Genomic DNA, 20,267 nt, shown 5'->3' with positions numbered 1-20,267 from the left:
AAGAAAGCAAGGGAGTAAATATGACTCACTGAACATAGGATGTAGTATTCAAAATATGTATTTCACGCCCGCCACTTTTATTCATTAAGGGGGAACAAGAGAATGAAAACTTATGACACATTTCCAAAACCAATTGGCGGCTATACTGTCGGCCGAACCCAGATGGATTTTGATTACACGGCATCAGATCACTCAAAAAGAGAACTGACAGCGTTTGTGTACTATCCGTCCGACAGCAGCGAAGGGAAGACTACATCAACGTACATGTTTCCTGAAGTCTCCGAAATGCTTAATGAGCAGCCGCTTCTCACTGCGTTGAAGGATGCTTACTCTATAGATATCAAGACCCAATGTTACGACGACCTTGCTCTCTCCGGGAAGGAAAAACGCTATCCGGTGTTATTCTATGTTTGCGGCGGAGGCGGTTCTCCGGAATGGGGTACAGTGATCTGTACAGACTTGGCAAGCATGGGGTATGTTGTGGTAAGCATCGGCCATCAGAATAGCACAATGTATAAGCGTAAAGATGGGCGCATGTTTAATGTATCAAAGGATTTTTCGGATGCCATTTTGGCGTTTTCTGAAGATCCGGAGATGCTGGCGTTGGCTGATAAGATGGAGATGCGGCCTAACGATGAAACTGCCATTGAGATGTGCCGTAACGTGCTTACACTGCCGATACTTGACAAGTTAACAGTGTATAGTGAATTACAGGCGGAAGATGTAAGGTATGCAGCCGATTATCTTTACAAACTGGACTCTGGAGAGCTGAATTCTATCTTTAAAGATAGATTGTTGCTTGACATCGGCATGGGCATAGTCGGACATTCTTACGGAGGGCCTACGACAGCGATTGTTTGCCGGGATGACGACCGATTCGCCTGCGGGATTGGCCTGGATAGCGGTGCGTTCGGCCTTCAGGGCAGCGACCTTAAAAAACCCTTTTTGCTGCTGTTTTGTGAACCGAACTATAACATGAATGCGATCATTGGCGCTAACAATAGCATGGAAACCTATTATTTCTCTGTTGATCGTGCTGCGCATTTAGATTACTGCGACATCGTGTTTACTAATGTGAATGCGGAACTCAGAGGCGAACGGGATGCTATGGAGATGCGGAATCTTGTTACAAACTATACGAAGAACTTTTTTGATCATTACATACTGCAGAAGGCTGCAAGTGTGGAAAGTCTGGCATACGATGGCGTGGACTTGGTCAAGAAGACCGGCATCAAGTGACATAACCGATTAAAATACTCAAACCGAAAAACCTTTATGACCAATTTAATTTATTAAGGACATAGAGTAAGGACATAGAGTTTTTTTAATAGTACACTGCAAAAAGGGAGTGCTGTTAGAATCCATTTTTATATTCTCTTCATAATTTCTAGTTTACATAATATATATTCTAGGAAGTTAAATGAGGGAATGAATTTCCTGTCTCATAAACTAAGTATACTTTAGTCAATGAGACGAAAAAGAAATGTATAGCAAAATAACCGCATATATTCCGTTTGCGCTTATTATTATTCATCTGTCACGCACAAATTTAATCCCGGTTACAGCACAATGATCAAAGAATGGCTTTTTTTCTTCATTTTATTTATCCAATCAACACACAAATGAAAAATTCATGTCTGGTAATACTTTTCTGCTCTTTCCTTGCTCATTTTCGAAGATTTTTTACACTGGCTGCGCACAGCGATTTCAAATAAGTCGGCAAATGACGAATGTTAAGTACAACACTGTTACAAAAACGCTTCCATTTCATAATTTCAGGATGCTTCTCTATATTTACATGATAAATAAGCCGTCTTGAACAGACGGCTTTACAGCTTGTTATTTGCTTTGCTTACCTGCGGAAGTGTGAGTGATCCGATACTGCACAGTTAAAAACTTCAGGCCGAACAGCCACATATGATGAACGGCCTTCAAGCTTGTTTCGCTCTGGGCCGCAATATGAAATGTCTCTGCCAGAGGAAGATGGCATGCCCCCCATTTCGTCTGCAGATAAATCCCTTCATCACCCGCTCCGCTTTTTCGGCGTCTGCTCGTCAAAACAAGATTCTGCTTATGCGCATAAGGTTTTAAAATGCCCGTCATTTGGCCATACGGCAGCGGGAGAGAAATATTCATGTATCCCTCCCCTTTTGACCTGTACGCTGAATACAGCGCAGTAAAAACGGTTTCCTGCTTGTCATTTGTCCTGATCCACGCCCGGACATTTTTTCTGCCGTCTCTGTCAGAATCGACTCCTTTCATGCTAGTGTGCATGGTATACCACTCCGGATTCATTGACAGGTGGATCTGCCCCGCTCTTCTGCTGAACGGCTCGTATATGCGCGCGAACGGACGAAACCATCCGCTCCACGTCACTTTTGCCTTGATGTCATAATCGATTGTCTCTTCATAAAAGGAAATAACGGCCGGAGCCAGTTTTTCAGTTGAAAAGTCTTCAGAATGCAGTTCTCTCATCTGATCCTGAAGGCCGGTATAATGGATTTCATTTGCTGCATGAATGTCAGTCAAAAAATTTTTGCCTATCGTTCCCTTCCCGTAAATTCGGCTGAACGTTCTTTCACTGCCCTCATCAAACGGTCTCGGATTTTCTATTCTCCATCCCGCCAAAGCCGGCATAATAACGCCGAATGCATTGACAGCCCCGTGAATCCAAATCATCTGACTGATCGTGAGCGTTGCCGCCTCGCGGTAGACACCGAACGAATATATCAAAGAAAAAGCAATTGTAATCATTAACACAGCCGAAGAACTCCTGATCAAGAACCTGGCTGTTTTCACAGCAAACGGCGCCTTAAAGACGAGATACGCATTAACATACAGACCCGTCAGATACAGAGCGACAGCAATCACATCAAGTGTCTTTGAAAATGTAATCCCCAGGGCGATAAGGATCGGCGAAATCAGGATGATGGCCGTGCTCAGCCTGTAAAGAACGCGGTTCTCCCGCAGGATCCTGCCGAGCAATCCGTTAAAGATCGGGATGAGAAAAGCCGAATAGTGAAAGTGCACCGCCGTCAGCAGCACGATAAGCGGACCAAAATCCATGATAGGAATCTTAAGGATATATGCAAAAAACCAAAATCCGCCGCCGGCCAAATAAACGAAACCCATCATAACAGACATCTCTTCCGCTCTGTGGATATTTGTTTTCATCAGCCGCCATACTGCATACAGTGCAAGTCCAAGCGTATAAATGAGCCAGACAAAGGCAAAAAAGCTGAAGTCTGTAATCAGCGCAAGCACTGCACATAAAGCGGCAATGGGATAACACCGTAATAGCACATTCTCTAAGGTCTTTGACGGCCGAAACGCAAAGCGGAATACAGCAGGGACGAAAAATAGTACGGATAATAAAACAAACGTCTCAGCAGCTGATATATGCGGTGCTTCAGCCGCCGCAAATCCCAAAAAGCAAACCGCGCCTACCATGAGATGACGCTTTAGCATGTTTCTCCCTCTGTTTCCCGGAAAGTCCCCCGGTAAGAGAAAATTGTGCCGAGTACCCGGTTTTTCACATGAACCTTTATGCTGAAGCAATTCAATTCCGCATCATAAGCCTCATAAACGGTTGAACTGCCGCACAGCCAAGCCGGAAGCGGGATTTTCTTTCCGTCTATCAGGAGCCACTGCTTTCCGGATGTAATAACAAGCCCTCCGTCTGAAGACGCTTCTAAATGCATTTCAGACAGCAGGATATGAGGTTTGCCGAAGTAATCAAGAATTCTGTTTTCCCGCTCGTCATATTCCATGACCGCATCAAAAAACCGTGTTTTGCCTTTAAAGAAAAAGGTTCGGTTCCACTCCACACCATTTTTCCTGTTTTTGTTCTCAATGGTAAAAGGGATATCTGTTCCCCTCTCTGAGAAAAAACATCTGAAAAAAACGCCTGTCTTTAAAAGCATTCTGACAAACAACGAACCTCCCTTAATTTCTGACATAACCCCTTCTCCGCAAAACGTGCGTGATCCGGCAAGCTTGTACCGTTTCTGCAGCATCGGATGCAGGAATTGATAATGAATAATCGCTTTTTCATACATTGAATCCGTCATTTCACTTCTCTCTCTTTCGTTTTGTATGCGCGGCGCTCGGCAGCAGGAATGTAAGAATCATACCCGCTACCGTAAGTAATCCTAATGGAATAGCGAATCCGCCGCCGGAATACTGCATTGCCGTTATACAAAAGAAGGCTGACTGTCCAGCGTGGATCAGCCGCTTTCTCCGCATAGGCAGCAGCCATAATATCCCTAATCCTGTCTTCAGCGCTCCTTTCACGATCTCTGCATCGGCACAGCTATCATGAAAGCCTTGAAAAAACCAATACAGACTGAATACGAGGCACATCAGGACATAGACAAACCCGAAACGGACTGATATCTTCGGATGTCGGCTTTGTTCTATCCAAAGCCGCAACGCATCAAAGCTCCATGCGGTAGCCCAGCCGAGCAGCGGACGAAATAAAAACCGGTCTATCCATCTTCCCGGCAGACCCCAGGCCGTTTCATATTGATATTGAGTCAAAAATGTGATGTCCCCGTTATCCCGCTCTATATACCTCCAGTAGCCCCGGCCGTCTTTTATCAGAGACAGCGGATGATCCGATGCAAAAGCAAGCGCCGACACCCTTTCTGACGATTGAGGCCGTATGTCACCCATTGATTCACCCGTGCCGGACACCTTCAGCCCAAAACCGATTCGCGTTTCATATAGGAATCTCTGCGGTTCATCTGGTAACTTATGAAGATATGTAATGTCAGAAAAGCGCAGGTCCCATTCCTTATGAAGAACCGGATTTTGCGTATATTCCCAAAGCGTTTCTATATCAGACGCCATATTGATTTCGACATATATCGGCTTCTGTTTCATGCCCCCTCCTCTTCCCTTCTTTTGTAAACAATTCCTATATTATCATAGGGATGTATGAAATGCCGCAATAAGATTTCAGGAATATGAAGCCGGTTTTTAACATAAAAAACCCTTCACATTAAACGTGAAGGGTTTCGTAAATGATATGCATATTCCTCAGTAGGCAGCCTTGTGTTCAGGGCTTGTACTTTCTTCTTCCGCCCATGTTTCAATATGCTTGAGTTCCGGAGTATTCTCTGCTTTAAATACGGGATCAAGTCCTTTTTTGCGCTGAGCGGCATAATCTTTATAGATTTTATAGGCTACATTACTCAGCAGCAAGATTGCCACTAAGTTAATGAGAGCTAAGAGACCCATGAACAAGTTTGCCATGTCCCAGACAATCTGGAAGTCAGCCAAACATCCGTATACCACCATCACTACGACGAATACGCGGTAAATATTAAGCCATGTTTTGCTTGTTTTAATAAATTCGATATTCGTTTCACCATAGTAATAGTTGCCGACGACTGAGCTGAATGCGAATAAGAACATCGCAATTGCAATAAACGTCGGGGCCCAGTCTCCAAGATGGTGCTGCAGTGCGGCTTGTGTCACTTGGATGCCGTCGCCTTTAGGTGTAAAGCTGTACAATAAAATGATAAAGGCAGTCGATGTACAAACGATAAATGTATCGAAAAACACGCCTAGCGTCTGGATTAATCCCTGCTTAGCCGGATGCGATACGTGTGCAGCTGCTGCGGCATTCGGCGCGCTCCCCATACCTGCTTCGTTTGAAAACAGGCCGCGCTGCGCACCGATAATAATGATGCTTCCTAAGCTTCCGCCGACGATCTGCTCAAAACCAAACGCATTTTTCACAATCGTCGCAAGCAATTCAGGTACTGCGGTAATATTCACAATCACAACATACAGCGCGATCAAAATATACATACCCGCCATGACCGGAACGATTAATTGCGAGACGGAAACAACACGTTTCAGCCCGCCGAATATAATGAAAGCCGTTAATACAGCTAAGATGATGGCGATAATTGTTTTATTCACATGGAAAGCTTCGTCAAACGCGACAGAAATCGTATTTGACTGCACGGCATTAAAGATAAGTCCGAAAGAAACGGTAATCAATACGGCAAATAAAATACCGAGCCAGCGGGCGCCGAGACCCTTCGCCATGTAATATGCCGGACCGCCGCGGAATTCATCGCCGGAGCGCACTTTATACAGCTGCGCTAAGGTACTTTCCACAAAGCTTGAAGCCATACCGACAATTGCTACGATCCACATCCAAAATACTGCGCCGGGACCGCCTGTTGCAATCGCCAGCGCAACACCGGTCAAGTTTCCGGTACCGACACGTGAAGCGGCCGAGATAAAGAATGCCTGCATTGAAGACACTCCTTTATTTCCTTGCGGCTTCTCCCCGACAATTCTAAACATTTCAATAAAGTATTGGAATTGAATGAAGCGAAAACGGAATGTGAAATACAATCCGATTCCTACTAAAATATAAACAAGATACTTCCAAATAAAATCATTTGGAACATTTATGATTTCACTGATGAAAGCCTCCATGTTTAACCTCCCTTTTACATATCTTTTACTGTCATTTTCGCTGCATATGTTAGATCTTTTAACACAACGGGTATTATTATATCACAACAACAGATGTTGAGAAGTTTTTTTAAGAAAATGTTTCGGTTTCTTCATCATGCTTATTGCTGGTATGCCCCGTTTCTTTATCCTGTAACCTGAAAAATGTTGTCACATCAGAAGGGTTGCGTGCATATCATAACAAATAGGCCTTTAAGAATAAAAGAGATGAAATGACGGACGGAATGGTATATACTTAACCAACATAATAATTTTTTAAATTTAATAAATGTGTTTACTTTCAATTTAAATTAGGGTATTATAATAAAAATATTCAGACTTATGAAGGGGGGAGAACATTTGAAAAAAATCTTGTTTTTAAAAGCTTCTATTTTATTTTTAGCGATTGCAAGCTTTCATTTGCTCTCCATTCCCCATGCGTTTGATACTGCTCATCATTTTAAAGCCGTAGCCGATCAGCAGGAAATGCACGAAATGAAGGCCGGCCAAAATGCTGACGATGAGAAAAAATCGCTGACGGGCTCATTTATTTTGACGGCGCTTTTTGCCGCTTCTGTCTCACTGATCGTGATATCAGACAGAAAACGCCCCGCTTCCCGGAGAAGACAGCGGAAGAAAAGCTTTTTAATCGCTAAATTTTATCAGTCCTCGTATTTCGATGAGCTTCATGTTCAACATCGCCTATCTATGTAACATAAAATGAGGAGGTTGTTCAACATGTTGTTTATCTTACGAATGGTGATTTTAGGCTTATTTTCATTCACTGCATTAAATTTATTTGTGTGGCAGGGAATTGAAGTCGTTCACGCTATCACGGACTTATTCGGCAGCCACGAGAGCTAATAAATAGCAAAACCTCCGCTTTAGGACCAATTGAGCGGAGGTTTTTTTTACTTTATTTTATTTTTACTCTTAAACATCAGACGCGGGGATACGCCATACATCTGTGACCGGCCCTGTCTCATTTTCATCTGTAAAGAAGGAGCCGTTGCTGTATCGGTCATTAGCCCGCAAGGATTTCACGGAGGTTTCAATTCTCTCGCCTTTTTCGGTTTCAGCAGCGATCATGTCGGCTAAAGCGCACGCGAATACTCCGACTACACGATGCGGGTTCTTTTTAAGCTCACGGAGCATGATGACACCGCGCTTAGCCCTGGATGTTCGTTCGAATTCAGAGAGATTCATCCGTTTGATGGCTCCCCGCTGTGTGACGAGGACAAGCGAATCTGTTTCATGCAGGATTTGTCCTGATACGACGGTATCGCCGTCTTTTAAATTAATGCCCTTTACGCCGGCCGCACGGGCTCCGACTACATTTACTTCATCTTCACCGAACCATAAGCCGTACCCGAGGCGGGTGGCGATAAACAGCTGGCAGCCGCCGTCTGTGACATGAACATCAATCAGCTCATCGTCCCCTTTAAGGTTAAGAGCAACAAGCGCTTTTGAGTAACGCTGCGCTTTGTAATGCGTCATTTCAGTTCTTTTCACCATACCGTTTTTCGTCATAAACAATAAATATGAAGATGGATCAAATTCTTTTACCGGTATAGCTTTCACGATGGTTTCGTCACGGTCCATCGTGGTGATGTTCGTGACGTGCTGCCCCATGTCTTTCCACCTGATATCAGGAAGCTGGTGAACCGGACAATATATATAGCTTCCCTTATTGGTAAAGAGCAAGAGCACATCCGTTGTATTCATTTCAAATTGGTGAATCAGCCTGTCCGTGTCCTTCATCCCGAAATCCTGGCCGTTAGAAGCGGCAAATGACCGCTGGCTTGTTCGCTTTACATAGCCGTCTTTCGTGACTGTCACATAGACGTCCTCAGAGGCAACCATGACTTCGAGATTGATTTTAATTTCTTCAATCTTCTCTTCAATGACCGACCGTCTGCTGTCGGCATAAGTCTTTTTCACTTTTTTCAGGCTGCTGGTAATGACTTTTAACAGCTTTTTATCATGACTTAAAATGGCTTCAAGCTCCTGAATTTTCTTGCTGAGCTCTTCCGCTTCCTCTTTTAATGCCGTAATATCCGTATTTGTCAGACGATACAGCTGCAAAGATACGATCGCTTCCGCCTGAGGCTCCGTAAATGCGAATTTAGAAATTAAGTTTTGTTTCGCATCTTTCTTGTCGCTGCTTGCCCGGATGACGGCAATGACCTCATCTAGCACAGACAGTGCCTTCATCAGTCCTTCAACAATATGATGCCGCTCTTTTGCTTTTTGCAATTCAAAGACGGAGCGGTTTGTCACCACTTCCTTCTGGTGGGAAATATACGCATCCAGAATGGCCGTAAGACTCATCAGCATCGGCCGGCGGTTATGTATGGCGACCATATTAAAGTTATACGTTGTCTGCAGGTCAGTGTTTTTATATAAGAAATTCAAGATGCCTTTTGCATCGGCTTCTTTCTTTAACTCAACGACCACCCGCAGTCCCGTGCGGTCCGTTTCATCCCGGACCTCAGAAATACCTTCAACTTTTTTGTCAATGCGGTATTCGTCCATTTTCTTCACGAGATTGGCTTTGTTTACTTCAAACGGGATTTCTGTAATGACGATCTGCTCCCGTCCGCCTCTTACGGCTTCCACTTCAGCCTTGCCGCGGATAATAATTTTGCCTTTACCGGTTTCATAGGCCTTCCGAATGCCGTCGACACCTTGGATGATGCCTCCTGTCGGAAAGTCAGGCCCTTTAATCACCTGCATCAAGTCATCGACGGTGCAATCGGGCGATTCAATCCGCTTAATGACAGCATCAATGACCTCACCCAGATGATGAGGGGGAATGTCAGTCGCATAGCCTGCGGAAATCCCGGTAGATCCATTGACCAGCAAGTTCGGAAACATAGCGGGCAAAACAACCGGTTCTTTACTTGTGTCATCAAAGTTCGGAACGAATTCAACCGTATTTTTATCGATGTCCCGTAAAAGCTCTGATGCGATAGAAGATAATCTCGCTTCCGTATAACGCATGGCAGCAGGCGGATCACCGTCAATGCTTCCGTTGTTGCCGTGCATCTCAATCAGCACATTCCGCACTTTCCAATCCTGGCTCATCCGCACCATCGCTTCATAAACGGAGCTGTCTCCGTGCGGATGATAATTACCGATAACGTTCCCGACCGTTTTTGCCGCTTTCCGGAAATTTTTATCGAATGTATTTCCGTCTGCGTGCATGGCGTATAAAATTCTCCGCTGCACCGGCTTTAACCCGTCACGTGCATCGGGCAGCGCCCTGTCCTGGATAATATATTTACTGTAGCGTCCGAAACGGTCGCCGATTACTTCTTCTAACGGTAAATCATGAAATAATTCTGGCTGTGCCACTATTAAACCTCCTCAGCGACCGACAAGTTTTCATTTTCTAAAATATTGCTTTCCTCGTCTAATCCGAAGGCAACATTCTTTTCAATCCATTTTCTTCTCGGTTCTACTTTGTCTCCCATTAATGTCGTTACGCGGCGCTCTACGCGGGCCGCATCGTCAATCTTGACTCTGACGAGCGTTCGCGACTCGGGATTCATCGTTGTTTCCCAGAGCTGGTCTGCGTTCATTTCTCCCAGACCTTTATAACGCTGAATGGTATAGCCTTTGCCGACTTTCTTTAAAACGCCGTCCATTTCTTCGTCGGACCAAGCATATTCAATAATCTCTTTCTTGCCGCTCCCTTTGCTGACTTTGTAAAGAGGCGGAAGCGCGATGAAGACTTTTCCGTGCTCAATTAAAGGTTTCATATAGCGGTAGAAAAACGTTAACAGCAAGACTTGAATATGTGCGCCGTCGGTATCCGCATCGGTCATGATGACGATCTTGTCATAGTTAATGTCGTCTATCTCAAAATCTGCGCCGACTCCCCCGCCGATCGCATGAATAATTGTATTGATCTCTTCATTTTTGAAAATGTCTGCAAGCTTTGCTTTCTCTGTGTTGATGACCTTTCCGCGAAGGGGCAGCACGGCTTGGAATTTCCGGTCTCTTCCCTGTTTTGCAGAACCTCCGGCAGAGTCTCCCTCCACGAGATACAATTCATTCTTCGCCGGATTTCTGGAGCCTGCCGGTGTGAGTTTTCCGCTCAGCGTCGCTTCTGATTTTTTGCGCTTTTTGCCGCTTCTCGCTTCTTCTCTCGCTTTACGGGCAGCTTCGCGGGCCTGGCTTGCTTTAATCGCTTTTTTGACGAGCAGGGTCGCTGTATCGCGGTTTTCTTCCAAGAAATAAGCAAGATTCTCAGAAATGACTGCGTCTGCGGCGGATCTCGCCTCACTTGTGCCAAGTTTCCCTTTTGTCTGGCCTTCAAATTGCAGCAGTTCCTCCGGGATACGCACGGAAATAATCGCGGACAACCCTTCTCTGATATCGGCGCCTTCAAGGTTTTTGTCTTTCTCTTTTAAAAGCGCGACCTTTCGCGCATATTCATTAAACGCTCTTGTCATTGCCGTTTTGGCTCCTGATTCGTGGGTGCCGCCGTCCTTTGTTCTGACGTTATTAACGAATGACAGCATATTTTCTGAGTATCCGTCATTAAATTGGAAAGCAAAATCGACTTCAATGTCGTGGTGCTCGCCTTCAAAAGAAACCACTTCGCATAAAGCGTCTTTTTCTTCGTTTAAATAGGCGACAAATGCTTCAATTCCGTTCTCATAATAAAATACTTCTTTTACGTTGTTCCGCTCATCAATTAATTCTATTTTTAAGCCTTTTAATAAGAAGGCGGATTCGCGCAGGCGTTCCGACAGCGTGTCAAAATTATAAACCGTTGCGCTGAACATTGACGGATCAGGTTTAAAATGGGTAAGCGTTCCCGTTTTCTTGGTCGTACCGATTTTTTCAAGTGAAGTCACAGGCTTGCCGCCGTTTTCAAACCGTTGTTTATAAACATAGCCGTCACGCTCAATGGTAACTGTCAGCCACTCTGATAAAGCGTTTACGACAGATGCGCCGACACCATGCAGACCGCCGCTTGTTTTATAGCCGCCCTGGCCGAATTTCCCTCCCGCATGCAGCACGGTGAAAATAACTTCCGGTGTCGGCTTTCCGAGCTTATGCATTCCGGTCGGCATTCCACGCCCTCTGTCCTGCACGGAGATGCTGTTGTCCTTATGTATCGTTACGATAATATGATCTCCGTAGCCGGCAAGGACTTCATCGACGGAATTGTCGACGATCTCATATACCAGATGATGCAGGCCGCGTGCGTCCGTCGAACCGATATACATTCCCGGTCTTTTTCTGACGGCTTCCAGGCCTTCAAGCACCTGTATGGCATCTTCGTTGTAATCAAATTGCTGTTTTCTAGCCAAACGTACAAACCCCTTTCAATAAACCTGCTCTTAATCATTCTCTTTTTAAATGTTTTCATGTCTTTGTTTTTCAGTATGCGCAAGCTTCGGTCCAATTCTCCTCGGACTCACAATTATAACCAATATGCTTGATTTCGCAACATCTTTAAGCGAATGGCTCGTTTTTTAGGCCGCAAGACATACATTCGAACGGCTTTTCATCTTTTTGGTGCTCTTTTCTGAAGACGAGAACTTATGTTCGCTTTCTATTATATAGATTTATGCCGTCCATCGCAAACAGACTGCAGCCCCCTTTAATGCAGGGGTTTCTAAAAAAGCTGTTCATGCTTTATTGTATCTGTTTCAACATCATACGCAAAGAGTATTCTTTCAATAAAAAAACAAAAACCCCTGATTTGCCAAGGATTTTTGCCTTTTTTGTTCCTATTTTATAACAGCGCGGGCGACTTTTATACATAAATCCATAATAGCCGTCCGCCCTTTCTCTGTAATCATGCGGTACGCTTCTTCATTTGCCAGGCCCTGCTGCGCCCAAAAAACGGGAGCATCCGTCTGTAAAAACTCTTCAGCGACGCCGGGAAGCTGCTCAGATCGTCTGAACACATTGACGATATCAATCGGTCCCTCAACGTCTTTTAATGAAGCGACGGCTTTAACGCCAAGCGCTTCATCAATCGTCGGATTGACAGGAATAATCTCGTACCCTTCATCCTGCATCGCTTTGGAAACCATGTAAGAAGTCCGGTCGGGACGGTCTGACAGCCCGACGACGGCGATACGTTTGCTTCGGTCAAGAATTTCTTTAATCTCTGACTTTGAAGGATTTTGCATCTTTACCATCTCCTTTTGTATTATTGTACACGACAGCTTCACCGGATTCAAAAAAAGCGGTTTGTCAGCTTAATTCTCAAAAAACTTGTCATCAGACAATAACAACTCGTGTTAAAATAAAGTGAAGGGACATTGAAAAGGAGAAATGTAGATGTTGATTGCTTTATTGATTATTTTGGCTTATGTAATAGGCAGCATCCCGTCAGGTTTAGTCGTAGGCAAACTTGCGAAAGGGATTGATATTAGAGAACATGGAAGCGGTAATTTGGGCGCCACAAATGCTTTTCGCACGCTTGGCGTTAAAGCGGGATCTGTCGTCGTTGCAGCCGATATTTTAAAAGGCACCTTGGCCGCGGCGCTGCCGTATTTATTGCACGTTCCCATTCACCCTCTTCTCGCAGGAGTGGCGGCAGTGATCGGCCATGTATTCCCCGTGTTCGCAAAATTCAAGGGCGGAAAAGCCGTAGCCACTTCAGGAGGCGTCCTGCTGTTTTATGCTCCGCTGTTATTCGTAACGATGGTTGCAGTGTTTTTCGTATTTTTATTCCTTACGAAATTTGTTTCTCTGTCTTCAATGTTAACAGGGATTTATACGATTATTTACTGTCTGTTTGTAAAAGACCCTTATTTATTAATCGTAGTGACGCTCTTGACCGCGTTTGTTATCTACAGACACAGGGCAAACATCAAACGGATTATGAACAAAACAGAACCGAAAATCAAATGGTTTTGATGAAACTTCAATTTTGACATCAAAATGCCATATGCGTTTATAATAGAGATAATTTCTTTATGAGAAACAAAAAGGGAGTGTACCGGATGAACATGAAAGTAACGAAAGGCGCGCTGGATTGGTACAAAGAAGAGCTTGAACTGGAAACAGGCGATCAAGTCCGTTTCTTTGTCCGTTACGGAGGATGCAGCAGCGTCCAGAAAGGCTTTTCTCTCGGTGTTTCAAAAGACCAGCCGATGAACGTCGGAATCAGCACGGAAGTTGAAGGCATTACCTTTTTTATTGAAGAAAGCGACTTATGGTACTTTGATAATCACGATCTGTCCGTCACATATTCAGATCAGTCAGAAGAGCCGGTATTTGATTACGTGTAAGAAAAAAGAACGCATCCGCTGCGTTCTTTTTTTTACAGTTTGAACCTTCTGATATGATCAGTCAGATGTTCTTTTTCTAATATGCGTTTCTGCGTTTCACCGAGCAGGTCAAAGTGGGGAAATGCATTTTTATGATGAATCCACTCAGACTTCAGCCCGTATTCCGATCCCCATCGGATCAGCTTATTGAGATCGCTTGACCCGGCCTTCGTCACGGTCTTAGCCTCCGGAAAGCGGTCGTCCAGCCAATAATGCGTTAAAAAAGCGATTTTTCCTTCCGATACATCCCGCTTCCATCTTTCCAGTTCTCTGCGTGTAATTCCAAATGCCATAACTGAGCCGCTCCTTATTTTTTTGCCTTTTCGTAAGCGGCATGCCAATCAGGAAAGGCCTTGCGGAACTGGATCGGTTTGAAGCTCTGTTTATCGACGCATATGTGAGAGGATGACGCTTCGATCGCAAGTTCTTGATCCGGATTATAGATGCGGTAGCCGTAAATGATTTTAAATCCGTTATATTCTTCAATCCACGTATGTACTTCTGCTGTTTCTCCGTAGCGGAGCGGCTTTTTATAAGAAATGCTGATATCCACTACAGGTGACAGCACCCCTCTTTCTTCCATGTCCTTGTACAGAAATCCGAGGTCCTTAATGAGCGCCGTTCTCCCGACCTCCATCCAGACTAAGTAATTGGCATGATAGACAATGCCCATTTGATCTGTTTCCGCATAACGCACTTCTATTTCTTTTTTTGACACATGCAACGTTCTCTGCTCCCTTATTATCAGATTAGCCCTATTTTATCACAACGAGGCGGAAAGAGAAAAAACCAGGTTTCCCTGGTTTTTATTACGATTGATAGCCGTTTTCTCTCGCAGCCGATTCATCCTGAATTTCACTTCGGAATGATTCAATGCTTTCATTGCGTCTGGCATTCTTCTCCTGAATGCGCTGTTTTTCCTCTTCTGTCGCAAACTCCATTGATTCTTTCGCTTCTTCTATATTTTCGATTGTATTCTGTACCATATCCTGAAGCTTTTCAACGTTATCAGAACGGTCGTCCGGGTTCGGTCTTTGGTTATGATTTGTCATCATGTCAGCTCTCCTTTAATGATATTATTCGCCTTTCGTCTGCATGACAATCGGATGTCCGTTTGACTTGTCATGAAACTTTTCCCCTTTGTTTCGTTTATATTTAACGGGTTTTGTCCCTAAGTGGCTCGGAGCGTACTGCGGCTGGCCGTCTTTCTTGTTTGTGCCCATGTTCATCCCTCCTTAAGAGTATATTTCGCAAAAGGAGGCGCAAACATGACTGCAAATTAAAGGTTATTTTTGTTTGAACCGCTGCTCCAGCTTTTCTTCAAGCTGATTCAAATATTCCGTATTGGTCATCAGCTCACGTTTATTCTCCATAACCAATTCATGAAAAGAACGTTTTCTCATTTTTTTCAATCTTCTCACCTCCGTATTTTCATTCATTTTTTCCAATTTTTTAAAAGATAAGCCTTTCGCATAAAAAAAACTGAACCTCTACTTGAGATCCAGTTTTTCTTTCATTTCTTTTTTTGTCATCGTGCCTACTCGGATGTGCTGAATGGTTCCTTTTTCGTCTAATATGTATGATGTCGGATAGGAAAGCACGTTGAAATCTCCGTTAATCCCGCTTTTGTCAATCAGAATTGGAAAGGTCAGCTGATAAGTATCAGCGAATGATTTCACAGCCTGTATATTTTTTTCAGAGGACGTGAAATTAACGGCTACTACCGCAATATCAGGATTTTCTTTCTGCAGCTCCTGCATATCGGGCATTTCCATCCGGCATGGCTTGCACCACGTCGCCCAGAAATTAAGAAGCACTTTTTTACCTTTATAATCAGAAAGGGAGCTGCTTTTTCCTGACAGTGTGCCGAGTGTAAAGTCAGGAGCCTTCATCCCTTCTTCTGTCCCTTCTTTCGGACTTGTTTGTGCAGAATAAATGTTCCAGCCCGCATACACTAACAACCCGATAAGTAACAATACGCCCAGCCATTTTGCAAGCATCTCAAGGCCTCCCGTATAAAAAGAGAGAAAGCAGTCCGCTTTCTCTCTTTTGTCTTTCTGCTACTGTTTCATTTTATCGCGAAGCACCATTTGTAAAATGCCGCCGTGACGATAGTAATCAATTTCCACTTCACTGTCGAAACGGACAACGACTTCAAATGTTTTTACCGTACCGTCTTCACTGATAGCTCTGACAGTCAGCAAGTCGCGTGGACGTACAGTTTCATCAACATCCACCTCGATAACTTCCTTACCGGTTAAACCGAGTGTATCCGCGTTTTCACCCTGTTTGAACTGGAGCGGCAGCACACCCATGAAGACGAGGTTGCTTCTGTGAATTCTTTCAAAGCTTTCCGCAATGACTGTTCTGATGCCTAGCAGGTTTGTTCCTTTTGCAGCCCAGTCACGTGAAGAGCCCATTCCGTAATCTTTGCCGGCCAGGACGACAAGACCCGTTTTATCTTCTTTATACCGCATGCATGCATCATAAATAGATGTCACGTCACCGGTAGGCCAGTGTGTAGTGTATCCGCCTTCTGTGCCAGGCGCAATTTGGTTTTTAATGCGGATATTGGCGAATGTTCCTCTCATCATGACTTCATGGTTTCCGCGGCGTGAGCCATAAGAGTTAAAGTCCCGAGGAGAAACGCCTTTTTCCTGCAGGTATTTGCCCGCCGGCGTGTCTTTTCCGATCGCTCCGGCCGGAGAAATATGGTCAGTCGTCACGGAATCTCCGAATTTGCCGACAACGCGAAGCCCTCTTAATGGCTCAACTTTTCCCGGTTCTACAGACATTTCTTCAAAGAACGGCGGGTTTTGGATGTAAGTAGAATCCTTATCCCACTTGTAAAGTGCTTCATCCGTCGTTTCGATTTCATTCCAGCGCTGGTTGTCGTCAAATACCGTTTCATATTCTTTACGGAATAATTCCGGCGTCACAGTCTGTTTGACGAGGGAATTGATTTCATCCATTGACGGCCAGATGTCATCGAAGTAAACGTTTTGCCCGTCTTTTCCGACACCGATCGGGTCAGATTTCAAGTTAATATTCACAGTGCCTGCCAATGCGTACGCGACGACAAGCGGCGGTGAAGCAAGGTAGTTTCCTTTGACAAGCGGATGGATCCGGCCTTCAAAGTTTCTGTTGCCTGACAGGACAGAAGTGATCAGAAGATCATTTTTAGCAACCGCTTCTTCAATCTCTGGAGAAAGCGGTCCGGAGTTTCCGATACATGTCGTACAGCCGTAACCGACAAGATTAAAGCCGAGCTCCTTCATATAAGGAAGAAGGCCTGAGTTGACTAAGTATCCAGTAACAACCTTAGATCCCGGCGCGAGTGATGTTTTCACATAATTCGGCACTTTCAATCCCAATTCTACCGCTTTTTTGGCTACCAATCCGGCACCGATTAATACAAAAGGATTAGATGTGTTTGTGCAGCTTGTAATGGCGGCAATTGCAATTGCCCCTGTTTTCATGACCGCATCTTCGCCGCTGTTAAGTTTAAATGAGATTTCTTTGTTCTCTTCAGCAGCATCCATTCCGAATCCTTGGTTGCCGGCCGGGCTGACGAGATGTTTTTTAAACGTTTCCTGCATGACAGAAAGCGGGATTAAATCCTGCGGACGTTTCGGGCCTGATAGGTTCGCTTCAATTTTTGACAGATCAATTTCTACAATGTCTGTAAAAATCGGCTCTTCTGCGTCAGGCGTATAGAATAAACCGTTGTTGCGGCAATATGCTTCCACGACATCGATCTGCTCTTCTTCACGGCCGGTCAGACGCATGTAAGAAAGTGCTTCCTCGTCAACCGGGAAGAATCCGCAAGTCGCTCCGTATTCCGGCGCCATATTGGCAATAGTCGCCCGATCCGCAAGCGGAAGCTCAGCAACACCAGGGCCGAAGAATTCAACAAATTTATTGACTACGCCTTTTTCTCGCAGCACTTGAGTGACTTTCAGCGCTAAGTCAGTTGCCGTCGTTCCGTTAGGCAATTTTCCGACAAGTTTCGCGCCGATGACCTCAGGAACAGGGAAATATGAAGGCTGGCCGAGCATTCCCGCTTCCGCCTCAATACCGCCGACACCCCAGCCGAGAACGCCGATTCCGTTAATCATCGTGGTATGGGAATCTGTTCCCACCAAAGTATCAGGATATGTCACAAGCTCTCCGTCTTCATCTTTCGTATGAACGACACTTGCCAAAAACTCAAGGTTTACCTGGTGGACGATACCTGTTGCAGGCGGAACGGCCTGATAGTTGTTAAACGCTTTCTTTGCCCAGCTTAAAAATTTATAACGTTCTGCATTTCTTTTGAATTCTAAGTCCATATTAATGGCTAACGCGTCTTCCGTACCCGCTTTGTCGACTTGTACGGAGTGGTCAATGACCAGGTCAACCGGAATTTCAGGATTGATTTTATCAGGGTCTCCGCCGACAGAAGCCATGGCTTTTCTTAAAGATGCCAGGTCAACTACGGCCGGAACGCCGGTAAAGTCCTGAAGGATAACCCGTGACGGTTTAAACGGCACATCGATATCTTTTAATTCAGCAGTACCCCATCTTGCTAAATTTTCAACATGTTCTTTCGTAATGACGCGTCCGTCTACCTGACGCAAAACGGATTCCAAAAGAACCTTAATAGAATAAGGAAGTTTTGAAACATTGCCGACTCCTGCGTCTTCCAATGCTTTTAATGAATAGTAGTGGTATGTTTTCCCGTTTGAAGAAAATGTTTTTCTTGCTTGGAAAACGTCTTGTGTTGCGACTTTTTGCTGATTTGTCATTCTCCAAAATCCCCCTTCAAAGATCAAGATCGTTCTTTAGATGAATGTTCACATTCCATCACAATTTTCTCACAATTTCATCTTAGTATAAAATCATACATAAGTAAATATCAATGTTTTTATTAAATACAATAAGATCGTCTTATCAGAATAATTTCCGGTAAATTTTGTCCTGTTTTATGTCTCATACAACGGGCTGTAAAGAGCCATATTAAAGTTGAGGTGATGATCATGGTAAAACGAAAAGCCAATCATGTGATAAACGGCATGAATGATGCAAAAAGCCAAGGTAAAGGCGCGGGTTATATTGAAAATGACCAGCTTGTCCTGACCGAAGCAGAACGGCAGAACAATAAAAAAAGAAAAACAAACCAATAGCCGTCACCCCTTAAAAAAGGAGGCTTTAACATGACAAATAAAAATACGAGCAAAGATATGCATAAAAATGCTCCGAAGGGCCATAATCCCGGCCAGCCGGAACCGTTAAGCGGAAGCAAAAAAGTGAAAAACCGCAACCATACAAGACAAAAACATAATACAAGCCACGATATGTAAAACAGACCTCGGTGTCTGTTTTTTTGTGCTTTCACCCATTCAAAGCTTCTGCATACGTTATAGCAAGGCTTTTTTAATATGGAGGGATGCTTCCATGAATCATTCAAATCACGCTGAAGAATTTGATGATATCGAAGAATGGCTGCGGCAGTTTTACGAGGACCCGTATGCTTGGTATGACGAGGCGCTTCCGATCGATCTATATGAAACAAGCCGTCAATACATCATTGAAGCTGACCTGACGGCGCTGAAGCCAGTGCAGGCGATGACCGTCACTCTTTCGGGAAATGAGTTCATTCTCTCTGTTAAAACGCTTGAACAGACGTTAAACAAACAAATGATGCTGCCTTTTTATCTGAATGACAAACATATTTTCACTGATTTCACAAACCATATTCTGACCGTCTCCATGAACAAGGAGTCAAATGAAACCCCTGCCTCTTTTTCCTTTCAATTTCCTCTATAACATAAAAAAGCCGTTTTCATCCCTCAATGAAAGCGGCTTTTTTGTCCGTTCATATCAGTCATATACCCTCGAAGTGAATCTCCCATGGCCAAATAGCAGAATCACTATACGATAGAATATGTTCTAGCAACCGGATTGACTGGACATCTATCATTTTTTCTATTCTTTTTTCATGTGTTCTTCTATTCTGTCTTCGTTTACAATATGGTTAAAGTAAGGAGGAGATAAAACAATGCTTGAAGGCTGGTTTATGTGGTTTATTTTATTTTGGGTCATCGTAATGATCGGATTGCTGTCCATCGGCGGGTTCTTTATGTTCCGAAAATTTTTAAAACGCTTACCGAAAGAAGACGGCCGGTCAGAACTGGATTGGCAGGATTATTATATTGAAAAAAGCAGACACCTATGGAATGAAGGCGACAAGGCGTTTTTGGATGAACTGGTCGCCCCCGTGCCAGAGCTCTTTCGGGATGTAGCCAAAGCTAAAATCGCCGGAAAAATCGGTGAAATCTCTTTACAAGAGGAAGCAGAACAAATAAACCGGGATTTAATCATCAGGGGTTACATACTGGCCACTCCTAAGCGGGATCACCAGTTTTTGAAAAAACATCTCCGCGAAAAACAGATTGACCTTACTCCTTATCAAACCCTGCTCAAATAAAAAACCTTTCCGGCGGA

General features: G+C 44.2%; 23 protein-coding genes. 9 read left to right on the top strand and 14 right to left on the bottom strand.

Annotation, left to right across the window (positions count from 1 at the left end; all coding sequences use genetic code 11):
• Positions 1 to 102: 102 nt before the first annotated feature.
• Positions 103 to 1,239 (top strand): choline esterase, encoded by a 1,137-nt coding sequence (locus AADZ70_RS05080; protein WP_342007813.1) that lies wholly within the window; start codon positions 103 to 105, stop codon positions 1,237 to 1,239.
• A gap of 600 nt (positions 1,240 to 1,839) precedes the next feature.
• On the opposite strand, the gene AADZ70_RS05075 is transcribed toward AADZ70_RS05080, so the two are convergent.
• The 4 genes from AADZ70_RS05075 to AADZ70_RS05060 all read right to left on the bottom strand — a co-directional run bounded on the left by AADZ70_RS05075 (position 1,840) and on the right by AADZ70_RS05060 (position 6,459).
• On the bottom strand, positions 1,840 to 3,468 hold the full coding sequence (locus AADZ70_RS05075; RefSeq protein WP_342007812.1) for a YndJ family transporter: 1,629 nt from the start codon (positions 3,466 to 3,468) through the stop codon (positions 1,840 to 1,842).
• The gene (locus AADZ70_RS05070; RefSeq protein WP_342007811.1) at positions 3,462 to 4,070 is read right to left on the bottom strand and encodes a DUF4166 domain-containing protein; all 609 of its coding nucleotides are present in this window, start codon (positions 4,068 to 4,070) and stop codon (positions 3,462 to 3,464) included. Before AADZ70_RS05070 ends, AADZ70_RS05075 begins: the two co-directional genes overlap by 7 nt.
• A 1-nt stretch (position 4,071) precedes the next feature.
• Positions 4,072 to 4,884, bottom strand: a complete 813-nt coding sequence (locus tag AADZ70_RS05065) for a hypothetical protein (protein ID WP_342007810.1) — start codon at positions 4,882 to 4,884, stop codon at positions 4,072 to 4,074.
• Between the two features lie 156 nt (positions 4,885 to 5,040).
• Positions 5,041 to 6,459, bottom strand: coding sequence for an alanine/glycine:cation symporter family protein (locus AADZ70_RS05060; protein ID WP_342007809.1), 1,419 nt, complete (start codon positions 6,457 to 6,459; stop codon positions 5,041 to 5,043).
• 378 nt (positions 6,460 to 6,837) lie between these two features.
• Here AADZ70_RS05060 and AADZ70_RS05055 point away from each other — a divergent pair, with 378 nt between their 5' ends.
• On the top strand, positions 6,838 to 7,191 hold the full coding sequence (locus AADZ70_RS05055) for a hypothetical protein (RefSeq protein WP_016935961.1): 354 nt from the start codon (positions 6,838 to 6,840) through the stop codon (positions 7,189 to 7,191).
• Positions 7,192 to 7,215: 24 nt separating this feature from the next.
• Entirely contained in the window at positions 7,216 to 7,341 is a 126-nt protein-coding gene (locus AADZ70_RS05050) for a hypothetical protein (RefSeq protein ID WP_013352436.1), read from the top strand.
• A gap of 69 nt (positions 7,342 to 7,410) precedes the next feature.
• Here the strand turns inward: AADZ70_RS05050 and parC are convergent, their stop codons facing one another.
• From parC to AADZ70_RS05035, 3 genes are all read right to left on the bottom strand, one after another.
• Positions 7,411 to 9,834, bottom strand: coding sequence for a DNA topoisomerase IV subunit A (gene parC / locus AADZ70_RS05045; protein ID WP_045925799.1), 2,424 nt, complete (start codon positions 9,832 to 9,834; stop codon positions 7,411 to 7,413).
• A gap of 2 nt (positions 9,835 to 9,836) precedes the next feature.
• On the bottom strand, positions 9,837 to 11,804 hold the full coding sequence (gene parE, locus AADZ70_RS05040; protein WP_016935963.1) for a DNA topoisomerase IV subunit B: 1,968 nt from the start codon (positions 11,802 to 11,804) through the stop codon (positions 9,837 to 9,839).
• Positions 11,805 to 12,227: 423 nt separating this feature from the next.
• Positions 12,228 to 12,635 carry a CoA-binding protein gene (locus AADZ70_RS05035; RefSeq protein ID WP_016935964.1) on the bottom strand — a complete coding sequence of 136 codons (408 nt, stop codon included), beginning with the start codon at positions 12,633 to 12,635 and terminating at the stop codon, positions 12,228 to 12,230.
• A 151-nt stretch (positions 12,636 to 12,786) separates the two neighbouring features.
• Between AADZ70_RS05035 and plsY the strand changes: the two genes are divergently transcribed.
• A complete protein-coding gene (plsY, locus tag AADZ70_RS05030) occupies positions 12,787 to 13,368 on the top strand; it encodes a glycerol-3-phosphate 1-O-acyltransferase PlsY (RefSeq protein ID WP_016935965.1) in 582 nt (193 codons plus the stop codon).
• 86 nt (positions 13,369 to 13,454) lie between these two features.
• On the top strand, positions 13,455 to 13,742 hold the full coding sequence (locus AADZ70_RS05025; protein ID WP_016935966.1) for a HesB/YadR/YfhF family protein: 288 nt from the start codon (positions 13,455 to 13,457) through the stop codon (positions 13,740 to 13,742).
• Positions 13,743 to 13,774: 32 nt separating this feature from the next.
• Here the strand turns inward: AADZ70_RS05025 and AADZ70_RS05020 are convergent, their stop codons facing one another.
• The 7 genes from AADZ70_RS05020 to acnA all read right to left on the bottom strand — a co-directional run bounded on the left by AADZ70_RS05020 (position 13,775) and on the right by acnA (position 18,568).
• Positions 13,775 to 14,074, bottom strand: a complete 300-nt coding sequence (locus AADZ70_RS05020) for a hypothetical protein (protein ID WP_047474770.1) — start codon at positions 14,072 to 14,074, stop codon at positions 13,775 to 13,777.
• 14 nt (positions 14,075 to 14,088) lie between these two features.
• Entirely contained in the window at positions 14,089 to 14,505 is a 417-nt protein-coding gene (locus AADZ70_RS05015) for a YbgC/FadM family acyl-CoA thioesterase (RefSeq protein WP_016935968.1), read from the bottom strand.
• A gap of 85 nt (positions 14,506 to 14,590) precedes the next feature.
• The gene (gene tlp / locus AADZ70_RS05010) at positions 14,591 to 14,833 is read right to left on the bottom strand and encodes a small acid-soluble spore protein Tlp (RefSeq protein ID WP_032864748.1); all 243 of its coding nucleotides are present in this window, start codon (positions 14,831 to 14,833) and stop codon (positions 14,591 to 14,593) included.
• Between the two features lie 24 nt (positions 14,834 to 14,857).
• Positions 14,858 to 15,004: an acid-soluble spore protein N gene (locus AADZ70_RS05005; RefSeq protein WP_013352427.1), complete on the bottom strand. Its 147-nt coding sequence runs from the start codon at positions 15,002 to 15,004 to the stop codon at positions 14,858 to 14,860.
• Positions 15,005 to 15,067: 63 nt separating this feature from the next.
• Positions 15,068 to 15,193 (bottom strand): FbpB family small basic protein, encoded by a 126-nt coding sequence (locus tag AADZ70_RS05000; protein WP_012117651.1) that lies wholly within the window; start codon positions 15,191 to 15,193, stop codon positions 15,068 to 15,070.
• A gap of 78 nt (positions 15,194 to 15,271) precedes the next feature.
• Positions 15,272 to 15,781 (bottom strand): redoxin domain-containing protein, encoded by a 510-nt coding sequence (locus tag AADZ70_RS04995; protein WP_099744009.1) that lies wholly within the window; start codon positions 15,779 to 15,781, stop codon positions 15,272 to 15,274.
• A gap of 60 nt (positions 15,782 to 15,841) precedes the next feature.
• Entirely contained in the window at positions 15,842 to 18,568 is a 2,727-nt protein-coding gene (gene acnA, locus AADZ70_RS04990; protein ID WP_045925796.1) for an aconitate hydratase AcnA, read from the bottom strand.
• Positions 18,569 to 18,799: 231 nt separating this feature from the next.
• Between acnA and sspO the strand changes: the two genes are divergently transcribed.
• From sspO to AADZ70_RS04970, 4 genes are all read left to right on the top strand, one after another.
• Entirely contained in the window at positions 18,800 to 18,946 is a 147-nt protein-coding gene (gene sspO, locus AADZ70_RS04985; RefSeq protein ID WP_003244839.1) for an acid-soluble spore protein SspO, read from the top strand.
• 30 nt (positions 18,947 to 18,976) lie between these two features.
• On the top strand, positions 18,977 to 19,123 hold the full coding sequence (locus AADZ70_RS04980) for a small acid-soluble spore protein P (protein ID WP_003153984.1): 147 nt from the start codon (positions 18,977 to 18,979) through the stop codon (positions 19,121 to 19,123).
• A 94-nt stretch (positions 19,124 to 19,217) separates the two neighbouring features.
• The gene (locus AADZ70_RS04975; protein WP_045925795.1) at positions 19,218 to 19,589 is read left to right on the top strand and encodes an Hsp20/alpha crystallin family protein; all 372 of its coding nucleotides are present in this window, start codon (positions 19,218 to 19,220) and stop codon (positions 19,587 to 19,589) included.
• A gap of 232 nt (positions 19,590 to 19,821) precedes the next feature.
• Positions 19,822 to 20,250 carry a DUF2621 domain-containing protein gene (locus tag AADZ70_RS04970; protein ID WP_045925794.1) on the top strand — a complete coding sequence of 143 codons (429 nt, stop codon included), beginning with the start codon at positions 19,822 to 19,824 and terminating at the stop codon, positions 20,248 to 20,250.
• The last annotated feature ends 17 nt before the right edge of the window (positions 20,251 to 20,267 follow it).

Source organism: Bacillus sp. YBsi01 (assembly GCF_038406745.1).
In the GTDB taxonomy this organism is placed as follows: domain Bacteria; phylum Bacillota; class Bacilli; order Bacillales; family Bacillaceae; genus Bacillus; species Bacillus siamensis.
This window is presented reverse-complemented; position numbering and strand designations above follow the sequence as displayed.